This window comes from Streptomyces sp. S4.7 (assembly GCF_010384365.1).
GTDB lineage: Bacteria > Actinomycetota > Actinomycetes > Streptomycetales > Streptomycetaceae > Streptomyces.
In genome coordinates, this window is sequence record NZ_CP048397.1 from 2,235,419 (window position 1) to 2,248,905 (window position 13,487).

11 protein-coding genes are annotated in these 13,487 nt (G+C 69.7%); 2 read left to right on the top strand and 9 right to left on the bottom strand.

Annotation, left to right across the window (positions count from 1 at the left end; all coding sequences use genetic code 11):
- Window positions 1-207 precede the first annotated feature (207 nt).
- The 4 genes from SSPS47_RS09870 to rplU form a co-directional block, all read right to left on the bottom strand.
- Window positions 208-2,244 (bottom strand): glycosyltransferase family 4 protein, encoded by a 2,037-nt coding sequence (locus tag SSPS47_RS09870; protein WP_164250308.1) that lies wholly within the window; start codon window positions 2,242-2,244, stop codon window positions 208-210.
- Window positions 2,245-2,604: 360 nt separating this feature from the next.
- Window positions 2,605-4,041, bottom strand: a complete 1,437-nt coding sequence (gene obgE / locus SSPS47_RS09875; RefSeq protein WP_164250310.1) for a GTPase ObgE — start codon at window positions 4,039-4,041, stop codon at window positions 2,605-2,607.
- Window positions 4,042-4,180: 139 nt separating this feature from the next.
- Window positions 4,181-4,438, bottom strand: a complete 258-nt coding sequence (gene rpmA, locus SSPS47_RS09880) for a 50S ribosomal protein L27 (RefSeq protein WP_078077376.1) — start codon at window positions 4,436-4,438, stop codon at window positions 4,181-4,183.
- A 14-nt stretch (window positions 4,439-4,452) separates the two neighbouring features.
- The gene (rplU, locus tag SSPS47_RS09885; RefSeq protein WP_147873018.1) at window positions 4,453-4,776 is read right to left on the bottom strand and encodes a 50S ribosomal protein L21; all 324 of its coding nucleotides are present in this window, start codon (window positions 4,774-4,776) and stop codon (window positions 4,453-4,455) included.
- 216 nt (window positions 4,777-4,992) lie between these two features.
- On the opposite strand from rplU, the gene SSPS47_RS09890 reads away from it, so the two are divergent.
- Both SSPS47_RS09890 and SSPS47_RS09895 read left to right on the top strand, forming a co-directional pair.
- Window positions 4,993-6,081 (top strand): acyltransferase family protein, encoded by a 1,089-nt coding sequence (locus SSPS47_RS09890; RefSeq protein ID WP_164250312.1) that lies wholly within the window; start codon window positions 4,993-4,995, stop codon window positions 6,079-6,081.
- Window positions 6,082-6,148: 67 nt separating this feature from the next.
- Window positions 6,149-6,748: an acyltransferase gene (locus tag SSPS47_RS09895; protein ID WP_164250314.1), complete on the top strand. Its 600-nt coding sequence runs from the start codon at window positions 6,149-6,151 to the stop codon at window positions 6,746-6,748.
- A gap of 92 nt (window positions 6,749-6,840) precedes the next feature.
- Here the strand turns inward: SSPS47_RS09895 and SSPS47_RS09900 are convergent, their stop codons facing one another.
- The 5 genes from SSPS47_RS09900 to SSPS47_RS09920 are packed head-to-tail and all read right to left on the bottom strand — an operon-like array spanning window position 6,841 to window position 13,456.
- On the bottom strand, window positions 6,841-8,124 hold the full coding sequence (locus SSPS47_RS09900; RefSeq protein ID WP_164250324.1) for a nucleotide sugar dehydrogenase: 1,284 nt from the start codon (window positions 8,122-8,124) through the stop codon (window positions 6,841-6,843).
- On the bottom strand, window positions 8,121-9,752 hold the full coding sequence (locus SSPS47_RS09905; RefSeq protein WP_164250326.1) for a glycosyltransferase: 1,632 nt from the start codon (window positions 9,750-9,752) through the stop codon (window positions 8,121-8,123). Before SSPS47_RS09905 ends, SSPS47_RS09900 begins: the two co-directional genes overlap by 4 nt.
- Window positions 9,749-11,329, bottom strand: coding sequence for a glycosyltransferase family 4 protein (locus tag SSPS47_RS09910; protein ID WP_239064830.1), 1,581 nt, complete (start codon window positions 11,327-11,329; stop codon window positions 9,749-9,751). The genes SSPS47_RS09905 and SSPS47_RS09910 overlap by 4 nt, the downstream gene beginning before the upstream one ends.
- Window positions 11,319-12,341 (bottom strand): Gfo/Idh/MocA family oxidoreductase, encoded by a 1,023-nt coding sequence (locus SSPS47_RS09915; RefSeq protein ID WP_164250328.1) that lies wholly within the window; start codon window positions 12,339-12,341, stop codon window positions 11,319-11,321. Before SSPS47_RS09915 ends, SSPS47_RS09910 begins: the two co-directional genes overlap by 11 nt.
- Window positions 12,338-13,456: a DegT/DnrJ/EryC1/StrS family aminotransferase gene (locus SSPS47_RS09920; protein WP_164250330.1), complete on the bottom strand. Its 1,119-nt coding sequence runs from the start codon at window positions 13,454-13,456 to the stop codon at window positions 12,338-12,340. Before SSPS47_RS09920 ends, SSPS47_RS09915 begins: the two co-directional genes overlap by 4 nt.
- Window positions 13,457-13,487: the final 31 nt, after the last annotated feature.

The following is a 13,487-nucleotide window of genomic DNA, read 5'->3' on the forward strand; positions in this document are numbered from 1 at the left end:
AAACCATCTGTTTACCCTTTGGCCAGCCACATTGGGGCGTCATCCGGCCAAGTGCGGCGTGACCGACACCACATCGGCACGCCGGACCGGTATGTACCTCCACGGGACCTCTACTTCGCGTCCGCTATTTCGCGATCGCGGTGTAAGTACTACGTAAGGGAAATCCCCTGCCCGTCAGCCCGTTTGCGTGCTTTCCGAGGTCCCGCGCTATTTCCGCGGTGCGTCCGCGACGTTGACGATGAGGTCGTTGGTCCCCATGTACATGATCCGCACCCGCACCCACTGGGCCGGCCGGCTCCTCAGTTTACGGACCACTCTGCGCAACGGTCCCCAGGGCCTGCTCTTGCGCACCTCCGTGACCGGGTACTCGTAGATCGGCCGCTTCTCCACGACGTCGTCGAGCACCCGCGCGACCTTCACGGGCGCCGCGTCCGGGGCGTACTTCAGCAGCAGGTCCCACGACTCCGACCTGGCGATCTGGCGCCCGGCCGGTCCCGAGACGGGGAAGGTGAAACGGAAGCCGCGCTCCCCCTGCCGGCTGCCCGCGTACGTCAACTCCTCGGCGGGCTTGCCCCGTCGGCGTACCACCAGTGACGGGTCCCGGACCATCACACCGGCGCCGAACAGCTCGCCCGCGACCGTGATGCGCTTGCCGTCGACCCTGATGTCACCGGCCTCCGCGTGGATCGGCCGGACCCACGAGCGCAGCGCGAGCTGCTTCTGGGGCCGGGTCGCGTACGGGACGAGATTGTGGACGGGCTCGCCTTCGCGCGCGCGTTCGCAGGCGCTCATCGCGCCGCGCTGGTCGATGGAGCGGGCGCCGATCCGTACCCGCCGTCCGGATTCCGGGAGTTCGGCGAAGCACTCCCAGACACCCTCGGTGAACGCGGCGTCGGCCGGAATCGTGACCGTGCCGTTGCCGGACATCGGGAAGACACGCTCCTGGGTACGGATGTCGGAGCGCACACAGACCAGCTTCAGGCCCTCGTGGACGACCGCCGCGGCCTGCGGGGCGACGAGGGAGAAGGCCACCGCGCCGCCGGACTCCACCACGCAGTCGGCGACCGGCGCGAAGTCACCCACGGCCGCGCGCTGGGCGGAGACGGTCCGCAGCTCGCCGAAGAGTTCCTCGTACTTCTTGGCGATCTGGCCGGGGTCGAACCGGGAGGCGTTCTTCACGGCCGCCGCGCTCATCCGGCGGCGCAGCGGCTCGTCGTCGATGAGGGTCAGCAGCGCCCGCGCGACGGCGTCGGGGTCCGACACGGGCACCAACAGGCCGTCCACACCGGGCTGGAGGATCTCCCGGGGGCCGTAGTCGCAGTCGCTGCTGACGACGGGCAGGCCGCAGCGCATGGCCTCCACGAGGGTCATGCCGAACGACTCGTGGCGCGAGGTGGACGCGGCGATGGCGCCCTTCGCCCACTCCGGCTCGATGGGCGAGACCGAGCCCATCAGCCGCACGCTGTTGTAGAGACCGAGCTTGTCGATCTGCTTACGGAGGTTCTCCTTCTCCGGACCCCCGCCGTAGATCCTCAGGTCCCACTCCGGGCGCTCGGCGACGACCTTGGCGAAGGCGTCGACGAGCACGCTGTACTGCTTCTCGGAGGAGAGCCGGCCGGCGGCGACGATCGTGGTGCCGGAGCCCGTGGACGGCTGGATGGACGGCTCGGGAACGCTGTTGGAGATGGCGAGCACACGGGTCGCGGGCAGCGGCATCTGCGCGCGGTAGACGGCGGCGTCGCCCTCGGAGACGGTGACGTAGGCGTCGAGCGCGTCGATGTGCTGGTACATCTCGTTGCGCAGCGCGGGCTTGTGATGGTTGTACGTCATGTGCTCCTGGCCGATGAGCACCGCGCTCGCGGGGGCGAACTGGGCGACGTACGCGGCGAGTCCGGGTCTGGTCCCGATGACGACGTCGGCGTCCGAGCCCGCGTAGTGGTCCCTGACCCGCTCGTCCGTCAGCTTGCTGTACTCGCGGTAGCGCGCCTCGTTGCGCGGGAAGTACTCGGCGGGCTGGAGATGGAGCGGATGGTCCTTCTCGTGCGCCGGGGACTCCTTCCAGGTGTGGATGAGCGGTACGAGGGTGATGCGGGGGTCCACGTCGAAGAGCGGGACGGGCCGGTGCCGGAAGACCGAGACGATCTCCACCTCATGCTGTTCGGCGAACTCCTCCGCGAGGTTCAGCGTGGTGCGGATGGTGCCGCCGATGCCATAGATGGTGTGGATGAGGAAGGAGATCTTCATCAACGCTCCGTTCGGTGTTCGGAATCCCGGGCGGTCATTCCCAAGTTCCCCTTCAGGTCCGGACGGGTTCCCGCGGCCCCCGGCCGCCCCCACATGCAGGACGGGCGAAGCCGACCGACGGTTGTGCGAGCACTTGCAAAGAAACCGCATGACTCATTATTCCGCCCATATCACTCAATACCCGTAGATGGGTTTCGGCCAGCCGTCGCGTCGCGCGGTCCGGGCACGACAAAGGTCGCGGCCCGCTCCGGACGGAGTGGACCGCGACCCTGTCGCGTGCGGTGCGTGACCCCTCGATCACTGCTCGAAATCGACCCTTACGGAAGCGGACCCGAGCCGGACGGAGTCCGCCCGGAACCGCTAGAACGGCTTGAAGTCGTCGTACTCCTTGTCCGCTTCGTCCCGCTCCGCGTCCCGGTCCCTGCGCCGTACGGCGGCGGGCCGCGGCGCGTCGAGCCGGTGGTCCTCGCCGCGCCGCCCGAGCATCTCGGCGCCGGCCATCACGGTCGGCTCCCAGTCGAAGACGACCGCGTCGTCCTCGGGGCCGATCGCCACGCCGTCGCCGGAGCGGGCCCCGGCCTTCATCAGTTCGCCCTCGACGCCGAGCCTGCTGAGCCGGTCCGCGAGATAGCCGACCGCCTCGTCGTTGCTGAAGTCCGTCTGCCTGACCCAGCGTTCGGGCTTCTCGCCCCGTACGCGGTACAGGCCGTCCTCCTCCAGCGAGACGGTGAAGCCCGAGTCGTCGACCGCCTTCGGCCGGATGACGACCCGGGTCGCCTCCTCCACGGGCTTCGCCGCGCGCTGGGCGGCGATGATCTCGGCGAGGGCGAAGGAGAGCTCCTTGAGGCCGGTACGGGCCACGGCGGAGACCTCGTACACGCGCAGGCCGCGCGCCTCCAGCTCGGGACGGATCATCTCGGCCAGATCCAGGCCGTCCGGGATGTCGATCTTGTTGAGGACCGCGATGCGCGGGCGGTCGTCGAGACCGCCGTACTGCTTCAGCTCCTCCTCGATCGTGTCGAGGTCGGAGATGGGGTCGCGATCGGACTCCAGCGTGGCGGTGTCCAGGATGTGCACGAGGACCGAGCAGCGCTCCACATGGCGCAGGAACTCAAGGCCCAGGCCGCGGCCCTGGCTGGCGCCCGGGATCAGACCGGGGACGTCCGCGATGGTGTAGACGGTCGAACCCGCGGTGACGACGCCCAGGTTGGGGACGAGCGTCGTGAACGGGTAGTCGGCGATCTTGGGCTTGGCCGCGGAGAGCACGGAGATCAGCGACGACTTCCCGGCGCTCGGGTAGCCGACGAGCGCGACGTCGGCGACGGTCTTGAGCTCCAGGACGATGTCGCCGGAGCGGCCGGGCTCGCCGAGGAGCGCGAAGCCGGGGGCCTTGCGGCGGGCGGAGGCGAGAGCGGCGTTGCCGAGACCGCCGCGACCGCCTTCGGCGGCGACGTAGGTGGTGCCCTGACCGACGAGGTCGGCGAGCACGTTGCCCTTCTTGTCGAGGATGACGGTGCCGTCCGGGACGGGCAGGACGAGGTCCTGGCCGTCCTTGCCGGAACGGTTGGCGCCCTCGCCGGGCCTGCCGTTGGTGGCCTTGCGGTGCGGCGAGTGGTGGTATTCGAGCAGCGTGGTCACCGACTGGTCGACGACCAGGATGACGTCGCCGCCCCGGCCGCCGGTGCCGCCGTCGGGTCCGCCGAGGGGCTTGAACTTCTCACGGTGGACGGAGGCGCAGCCGTGGCCCCCGTTACCCGCGGCGACATGCAGCTCGACGCGGTCCACGAAGGTGGTCATGGTGGTGCCTCCAGTACATACGGAAAGTCCTGCGTTGACTTCAACGGTTGCAACAAGCGAAGGGCGGACCCGCTTCCCCTACGGGAAGTGAGGTCCGCCCTCGCGAGGAACCGATCGAATTCGCTCTACGGGTACCGAGTTACTCGGCGACCGGAACGATGTTCACGACCTTGCGGCCACGGCTCTTGCCGAACTCGACCGCGCCGGGGGCGAGGGCGAACAGCGTGTCGTCGCCACCACGGCCCACACCCGAACCGGGGTGGAAGTGGGTGCCGCGCTGACGGACGAGGATCTCACCGGCGAGCACGACCTGACCGCCGAAGCGCTTCACGCCGAGCCGCTGAGCGTTCGAGTCGCGCCCGTTACGGGTGGACGATGCGCCCTTCTTGTGTGCCATGTCTCCTCAGTCCCTTACTTCTTCGCGGCCGCGGGAATAGCGGTGACCTTGATCGCCGTGTACTGCTGGCGGTGACCCTGACGACGGCGGTAGCCGGTCTTGTTCTTGTAGCGAAGGATGTCGATCTTCGCGCCCTTGTGGTGGTCCACGACCTCGGCGGTGACCTTGATGCCGTCCAGGACCCACGGGTCGCTGGTCACGGCGTCGCCGTCGACCACGAGCAGGGTCGAGAGCTCGACCGTGTCGCCAACCTTGGCAGTGGGAATCTTGTCAACCTCAACGATGTCGTCAACAGCAACCTTGTGCTGACGACCACCGCTGCGCACGATGGCGTACACGCGGATCTCACTCTCGCTCGGAACGGAACTCCTGAAGCCAGCCGCCGCAACCGGATGGTGACGAGCGGCCTCCGCCGACGGCGTCGAGGACAGCCACCGGAAGGTGAGGTGCTCAGGAGTAGGCGCGCACAGAAACACGCCGACGGTCAAGAGTACGGGGCGGCCGCGTGGGGGGTCAAACCAGGTGGGGGCCGGGACACCCCCTAGGGTGTCGTGATGGTCTCACCCCTCTCGCCGGCCCGGGCCGGAAGCCCGTCGTCCGACTCCGCTCCCGTCGGCGGCGGTGCCGGTGCCGTGGAGCGGGATCCGTTCTTCGACAACGCGAAGTACCTGGCCATCGCGCTGGTCGCCGTCGGGCACGCGTGGGAGCCGCTGCCGGGCAGCGGGCGGGTAGTCGAGGCCCTCTACACCTTCGTGTACGCGTTCCACATGCCCGTCTTCATCGTGCTCGCGGGCTACTTCTCGCGCGGCTTCGACCTGAGCCCGAAGCGGCTGTGGCGGCTGGTCACCGGGGTCCTGGTGCCGTACGCCGTCTTCGAGGTGGCGTACACGCTCTTCCACCGCGCGGTGGAGGACCCCGGCTTCCCGCTGACGCCCGCCGACCCGTACTGGATCCTCTGGTTCCTGCCCGCCCTGTTCCTGTGGCGGATCACGGCGCCGCTCTGGCAGCTGGTCCGGTGGCCGGTGCCGCTGGCCCTCGCGATCGCCGCGCTCGCCTCGATGTCGACCGGGATCGGGGACGACCTCCAGCTCATGCGTGTCCTGCAGTTCCTGCCGTTCTTCGTCCTGGGACTGCGACTGCGCCCCGAGCACTTCGCGTATCTGCGCCGCGCCTGGGTACGGGCCGCCGCGCTGCCTGTCTTTCTGGCCGCCCTGCTGGTGGCGTACTGGTCGGTCCCGCGTGTCACCACCTCGTGGCTGTTCAGGAGCTACAGCGCCCGCGAGCTGAACGAGCCGGTGTGGACCGGCGCGGCGATGACCCTGCTGCTGTTCGCCGCCGCGATCGTGCTGGGCGCGTGCTTCCTGGCCTGGGTCCCGCGCCGCCGCCTGTGGATGACCGCACTGGGCGCCGGCACGCTCTACGGCTATCTGCTGCACGGCTTCTTCATCCGTGGCGCCCGGTACCTCGGCGGCTACGACGACCCTTTCCTGGAGACCCCACCGGGCCGGGTCGCGGTGACGCTGGCGGCCGCGCTGCTGGTGACGGCGCTGTGCACGCCGCCCGTACAGCGGCTGTTCCGGTACGCCGTGGAACCGAGGATGCGGTGGGCGCTCCGGCGGGACGGGGACGGGACGCAGGCGTAGCCGGGCCCGCACCGGGACGTATGCTCAACCGTCGTCAAACATGCTCGGGCATCCGAAAGGCAGCAGCGTGAACTACAGGGTCCAGCCAACCGCCCAGGTCGACGAGACCGCGGTGGTCGGTGACGGCAGCAGCGTCTGGGAGCTCGCGCAGATCCGGGAGAACGCGCGCCTGGGTGAGAACTGTGTGGTGGGGCGTGGTGCCTACGTCGGGACCGGGGTGCGGATCGGCGACAACGTCAAGATCCAGAACTACGCGCTGGTGTACGAGCCCGCCGAGCTGGCCGACGGTGTCTTCATCGGGCCCGCCGTCGTCCTCACCAACGATCTGAACCCCCGCTCCGTCGACCCCGACGGCAAGCTCAAGCGCGGCTCCGACTGGGAGGCGGTCGGTGTGAGGATCGCGGAGGGTGCCTCGCTGGGCGCCCGGTCGGTCTGCGTCGCGCCCGTGCGTATCGGGCGCTGGGCGATGATCGCGGCCGGGGCCGTCGTCACCCGGGACGTACCGGACTTCGGGCTGGTCGTGGGTGTCCCGGCCCACCGGATCGGCTGGGTCGGGCGGGCAGGCGTGAAGCTCGTGGAGCGGGCCGGGGGGCCCGGGGTGTGGGAGTGCCCCAGGACCGGGGCGCTGCACGACGAGAAGGACGGCGTCCTGACGGAGCGCGCGTGATCCTGACGGAGCGCGCGCAGGCGTCGGCGCCGATACGGCGCGAGGCCCGAACCGGCTTGCGGTTCGGGCCTCTTGCGGTTCCGTGCGGAGCGTCAGCCGCCGATGACGACGCGGCGAACACCGCGCCAGGCGTCCGGGTCGGTGGTGCGCCGGCCGTCGACGAGCACCGTGACGTCGGGCAGGTCGGCGGGCTTCAGATCGCGGTACTCGGCGTGGTCGGCCTGGAGCACGGCCGCCGTGACCTTCTGGCCCTCGTGCGGCGGCAGGCCGTGCGCCGTCAGCTCCTCGGAGGTGTACATCGGGTCGGAGACGTACGGCACGGCGCCGCGCGCCCGCAGCGCATCGACGGTCGGGAAGACACCGGAGAACGCCGTCTCCTTCACGCCGCCGCGGTAGGCCGCGCCCAGCACGAGCACGTTGACGCCGGTCAGGTCGCCGTACGCCGCGGCCAGCAGGTCCACCGCGTACTCGGGCATCGCGGCGTTCGCCTCGCGCGCCGAGCGCACGACGGTCGCCGCCGGGTCGTTCCACAGGTACATCCGCGGGTAGATCGGGATGCAGTGGCCGCCGACGGCGATGCCGGGCTGGTGGATGTGGCTGTACGGCTGGCTGTTGCAGGCCTCGATGACCTTCTTGACGTCGATGTCGTTCTGGTCGGCGAAGCGCGCGAACTGGTTGGCCAGGCCGATGTTGACGTCGCGGTACGTGGTCTCGGCGAGCTTGGCCAGCTCGGACGCCTCGGCGGTGCCGAGATCCCACACGCCGTTCTCGCGCGGCAGGTCCTCGCGTACGTCGAAGTCGAGCACGGCCTCGTAGAAGTCGACGCCGTGCTTGGCCGACGCCTCGTCGATGCCGCCGACGAGCTTGGGGTAGCGGCGCAGGTCGGCGAAGACCCGGCCGGTCAGGACGCGTTCGGGTGAGAAGACGAGGTGGAAGTCCTCGCCGGGGGTGAGCCCCGAGCCCTCCTGGAGCATCGGCGCCCAGCGGGTGCGGGTGGTGCCGACGGGCAGGGTGGTCTCGTAGCTGACGAGGGTGCCGGGCTTGAGGCCCTTGGCGATCGCCTTCGTCGCCGAGTCCATCCAGCCGAAGTCGGGCACGCCCTCGGCGTCCACGAAGAGCGGGACGACGACCACGACGGCGTCGCACTGCGCGACGGCGGCGGCGGTGTCGGTCGTGGCCGTCAGCAGCCCGGCGTCGACGGTCTGCTTGAGCTTGACGTCGAGGTCGTGCTCGCCGGGGAAGGGCTCCGTACCGGCGTTGACCAGCTCGACGACCTTCTCGTTGACGTCGGCGCCGAAGACGCGGTGGCCCTTGGCGGCGAACTGCACGGCGAGCGGCAGACCGATCTTGCCGAGCGCGACTACACAGATATTCATCGGACTACTTTCCTCTTGAACCGGGGCAGCAGGCGTCGTACCCGCGCGCGGAAGGACGGTGTCGGCTCCCACAGCGGAGCCGTGGTGATCACCAGTCGCCCCTTGGGATTCACATTGGCCGACGCCCGGTACGGGACGGTGTCGCCCCACCGGCGGGCCAGCGGCATCGGCAGACCCTGCGTACGGATCGGGATCTCGTAGGTCGATCCGGCGACGTCCACGTAGACACGGACGCCTCCCTTGACCTTGACCGCCGGAAGCGGAATCCGGGCGGTGAGTATGGTGCCGCCGCCACCGGGCTCCAAGACACGGTTGAACTCCCCCACAGGGTCGGGGAGTTGGTGCCCCGCGGGCAGTCGGCGTGCCGCCGCCTTGTCCGCGCTGTTCGGCATCGCGGTCCGGGCCATCCGGATCACGGCGGAGTCCGTGTCTCCGATCACACCGATCCGTACGGCGACGGCCAGGGAGAGCGCGGTCCCCTTCTGTTCCCATTCCGCCGAAATCAGCCGGGTGCCGTTGGCGAGCCGGCCGGGGACCGCCTCCCCGACCAGTTCGTAGGCCCGGTCGGGCAGTTGGACGACCGGAGCACGCAGACCGGGGTAGGCGGCGAACGCCCGCCCGCCGTCGAGCAGGAACGGCGGCGCACCGTGCTCGGCCTCGTCCGAGATCGCCTTCAAGAGCTCGGTCAGGGCACCTCGCTGTGCGAGCAGAATCCGCACCCGTCTCTTGACGTCGAGCGAGTCACGCAGCTCGTCCGTCAGGTAGTCGTCGGCGAGTTCGGCGATCCCCGTGCACAGCTCGCGCTGGGTCCCGGGGTCGAGCGGCAGGAAGTCGTCCTGGACGAGCTTGGCCAGCTCCCAGGTGAAGTGCCGCTTGAACACGGCGTCCCGCCGCGGACCCGCCTCGATCAGACCGGCCGCGTGCCGCATGATGCGGGTGGTGCAGCGCAGCCTGGCCAGATGGTCGGCTCGGTAGGTGATGTTGCTCGCGTCGCCGCGCTTCACCGCGTAGTAGTACGTGTAGTCGCCGAGGACGGAGATCCGGGCGGCCCGCACGCACGCCTCGATGGTGAACGGCTGGTCGCTGCCGACCGGCAGGTCCTCGGGGAACCGCAGCTTGTGCTGCTCCACCAGCTCGCGCCGGAAGAGCTTGGTGTTGGAGAGGGTGAACGGCAGATCGGAGCCGTACAGGCTGACGTCCGGATCGTTCTTCTTGTACATCGCCTGGCGCACGTAGCGGCCGTTGGTGCCGACCATCTTGCCGATCACCACGTCCGAGCCGTGCTCGTCGGCGCAGGCGACCATGCGCTCCAGCGCTTCTTCACCGAGGTAGTCGTCGGAACCGATGAAGTAGACGAAGCGGCCGGTGGCGACCTCGAGGGCGCGGTTGCTCGGAGCCGCCGGGCCACCGCTGTTCTCCTGATGGATGACCTTGACGGTGCCCGGGTACAACTCGGCGAACCGGTCGAGTTCGGCACCGCTGTCGTCGGTCGAGCCGTCGTTCACGGCCACGACCTCCAGCCGGCCGAGACCGATGGTCTGGCCGACGAGCGAGTTCAGGCACTCGGTCAGGTACGGCATCGTGTTGTACACCGCCACCACGACCGTCACATCGGGCGTGGTGCTCATGCCGCCACCCGAGTCGCCGGGACTCCGGTCTCGCCGCGCGGACGGCCCAGGAGCCGGGAGTAGACGCCGTCGAGGATCTCGGCCTGCGCCTCCCAGGTCCACTCGGAGAGCAGACCCCGGTCCTCGTACACGTCCCGGTACTTCTTGGGGTCGGCAAGGACCGCCTTGGCCGCGCGCACGTAGTCCGAGACGTCCTCGGCCGTGAAGACCTCACCCTGCCCGGTCTTCGCCACCATCTCCCCCATCGTCTTCACATCGCTGACCACGAACGGCAGCCTGGCGTGCGAGTACTCGAAGAACTTGGTGATCAGGGCGATCTCGTGGTTGGGCCAGTGGTGTATCGGGATGACACCCACATCGGCCGCCGAGAGGAACGGCACGACCTGGTAGTGCGGTACGTACGGGAGTATGTGGACCCGCTCGGTCACACCCAGCTCCGCCGCCCGTACCAGCAGCGACTTCATGTACTCCGAGCCCGGCCGCAGCACCACGAACGCGACATGGACGCCGGGCAGGCTCGGGAGTGACTCGACCATGATGTCGAGTCCGCGCTGCGGGGCCGCGGCGCCGCTGTAGACCGTGAGCGGGACATCGGGGCCGATCCCGCACAGCTCGCGCAGATCGGGCACCGGCTCGGCGGCCTGCTCCGGGGAGATCTCCGCGTCCGGGGCGTTGAGCACGATCTCCGGGGTGGCGGGGAGACCGTGGCGCTCCACGAGCATCTCGCCGAGCGTCCCCGAGACGGTGGTGACCGCGTCGGCGTGCCTCGCGTACTCGCTCTCGTGCGCGCACTGGGCGATGTGCCAGCGGGGGTGCGGGTTCCACGGCTTGATGCCCGGCAGGAACTCGTGTGCGTCCCAGACCAGCTTGACCTCTCGGCCCTTGCCCTTGGCGCGCAGTTTCGCCCGAGCGCCCACACCGATCATGCGGAAGTCGTTCGCATGGATCAGGTCGGGTTCGAGGGCGTCGATGACCTTGCCGTACGCCAGCTCCAGATCCCACAGGAACGGGTCGAGCCGCCGCCACGCGCGGACACCCATCGTCCGCTGCCAGAAGGCGGTGGAGAAGCGGTCCAGCGAGGACGTCATGTCCTTCCGGCGACGCTCCAGGGAACGCGCCTGTCCCGCGCGCAGGCCCACCCACTTGCTCAGCACATTGGAGGCGACGCGCGGCGGGATCAAGGCCAGTTTCCGGAAGGTCGAGCCCGCCAGCTTCGCCTCGATCAGCCGCAGATTGAGCTCGGCGCGCCATGCCTTCATCCGCTGCGTGCGGTAGGCCGCGAGCGGTCCCGGACGGTAGGCGAGGGGGGCGCGCAGGATCGCGCGCCGGTACTCGTAGCGCCGCCTGTGCATGGGACCCGGCACGTGGAGCAGCCTGACCTCGGCGTCCCCGAGATGCCATGTCTGCTCGGTCTTGTTCGGCGACTTGCCCAGCAGAACGACGTCCCAGCCGGCCGCCGCGGCCGAACGTGCTTCCTTCTGTACGCGCGAATCGCCGTTCACGCCGTTGTCGACGAGCATCACGATCCGCCCGCGCGGACTCTCATGACGCCGTGCCACCAAGTTGTCAGCCGACATGGCTCGCGCTGTCTCCCGTCTCGAAAACCACTGTGCGACCGTTCGCGGCCGACTCCAGAACGGACGCTGCCACCTCCACCGTTCGCAGCCCCTGCCGCAGTGTGCAGATGTCGTGCGACTCCCCGAGCACGGCGTCGCGGAACAGCTCGTGCTCCACCAGCAGCGGCTCGCGCTTGGGGATGGCGTAGCGGATCATGTCGCCCTCGGCGACGCCGCGGAACGCGCGCAGCGCCTCCCACTCGGTGGTCACCGCGGCGTTGGAGAAGAAGGTCAGGTCGGCGGTCAGCGTGTCGGCGATGAAGCAGCCGCGCTCACCGGTGACCGAGGTGAAGCGCTCCTTGAGCGGGCTCAGCCAGTTCACCAGGTGGTTGACCATCGTGCCGTCGGAGAGCCGGCCCACGGCGGAGACCATGTCCTCGTGCGGACGGCCGCTCTTGGACACCGTGTGGGCGGAGATCGAGGTGTACGTCTGGCCGGTCACCCAGCCGGTCAGGTCGATGTCGTGGGTGGCGAGGTCCTTGACCACGCCGACATCGGCGATCCGGTGCGGGAACGGACCCTGACGGCGCGTCACCACCTGGTACACGTCGCCGAGTTCACCGGCCTCCAGGCGGGAGCGCAGGCTGCGCAGCGCCGGGTTGCAGCGCTCGATGTGGCCGACGCCCGCGACGAGGTCGCGCGATTCGAACGCCTCGACCAGACGGCGCGCGCCGTCGACGGTGTCGGCCAGCGGCTTCTCGATGAGCGCGCTCACCCCGGCCTCGGCGAGCTGGAGCCCGACCTCCTCGTGCAGGGCGGTCGGGCAGGCGATGACGGCGTAGTCGACGCCGATCGCGAGCAGTTCCTCGACGGTGGCGAGGACGGGCGCGCCCTGCGCCAGTCCGTTCTTGTCGCCGAGCGGGTCGACGACACCGACGAGCGTGACGCCGTCGAGGCCGACCAGTACGCGGGCGTGGTGGCGCCCCATCGAGCCCAGGCCGATCAGGCCGGCGCGCAGTCCCCCGGTGGTCACAGGTTCTCTCCCAGCTCATTCACGGCGGAAACGATTCGCTCCAGGTCCGACTTGGAGAGCGAGGGGTGCACGGGCAGCGAGACGACCTCGGCGGCGGCCCGCTCGGTCTCCGGCAGGTCCCAGTTCCGGCCGGCCTTCTGGTCCGGCTCCCAGAACGGCCGCAGCCGGTGGATGGGGGTGGGGTAGTACACGGCGTTGCCGACGCCCGCCTCGGTGAGCTTCGCCATCGCGGCGTCGCGGTCACCGGTGATCCGGACGGTGTACTGGTGGTAGACGTGGTACGCGCCCTCGGCGACCGGCGGCGTCACCACACCGGGCGCGGTGATGTGCTCGCTCAGGTACGCGGCGTTGGCGCGGCGCTGCTCGGTCCAGCCGCCGAGCTTGCCGAGCTGCACCCGGCCGACGGCGGCGGCCACGTCGGTGAGGCGCATGTTGGCGCCGACGATCTCGTTCGCGTACCGCTGCTCCATGCCCTGGTTGCGCAGCAGGCGCAGGGTGCGGGCGACCTCGGCGTCACCGGTGGAGATCATGCCGCCTTCGAGGGAGTGCATGTTCTTCGTCGGGTAGAAGCTGAAGGTGCCGCCGGAGCCGAAGGCGCCGACCGGCGTGCCGTGCAGCGACGCGGCGTGCGCCTGGCAGGCGTCCTCCACGACGGCGAGCTTGTGCTTGTCGGCGATGGGCATCAGCTTGTCCATCGACGCCGGGTTGCCGTAGAGGTGCACCGGCATGATGGCGGCGGTGCGCGGGGTGATCGCGGCCTCGACGGCCGCCGGGTCGAGCCCGAAGTTGCCGGGCTCGATGTCGGCGAAGACGACGTCGGCGCCGACGAGGCGGACGGCGTTGGCCGACGCGGCGAACGAGAACGACGGCACGATCACCTCGTCGCCCGGGCCGATGCCGAGGGCGAGCAGCAGGAGATGGAGTGCCGAAGTGCCGGAGTTCACGGCCACGCAGTGGCGGCCGGCGACGAGTTCGGCGAAGCCTTCCTCGAAAGCGGCCACCTCGGGGCCCTGTACGACCCGGCCGGTGCGCAGTACGCGTACAGCGGCCTCGATCTCCTCTTCCCCGATGACGGGGCGGGCAGCGGGAATGGGCTGCACTTCACTGCTCGACATGGACGTCGTCCTCCTTGAACACCGCGAAAGC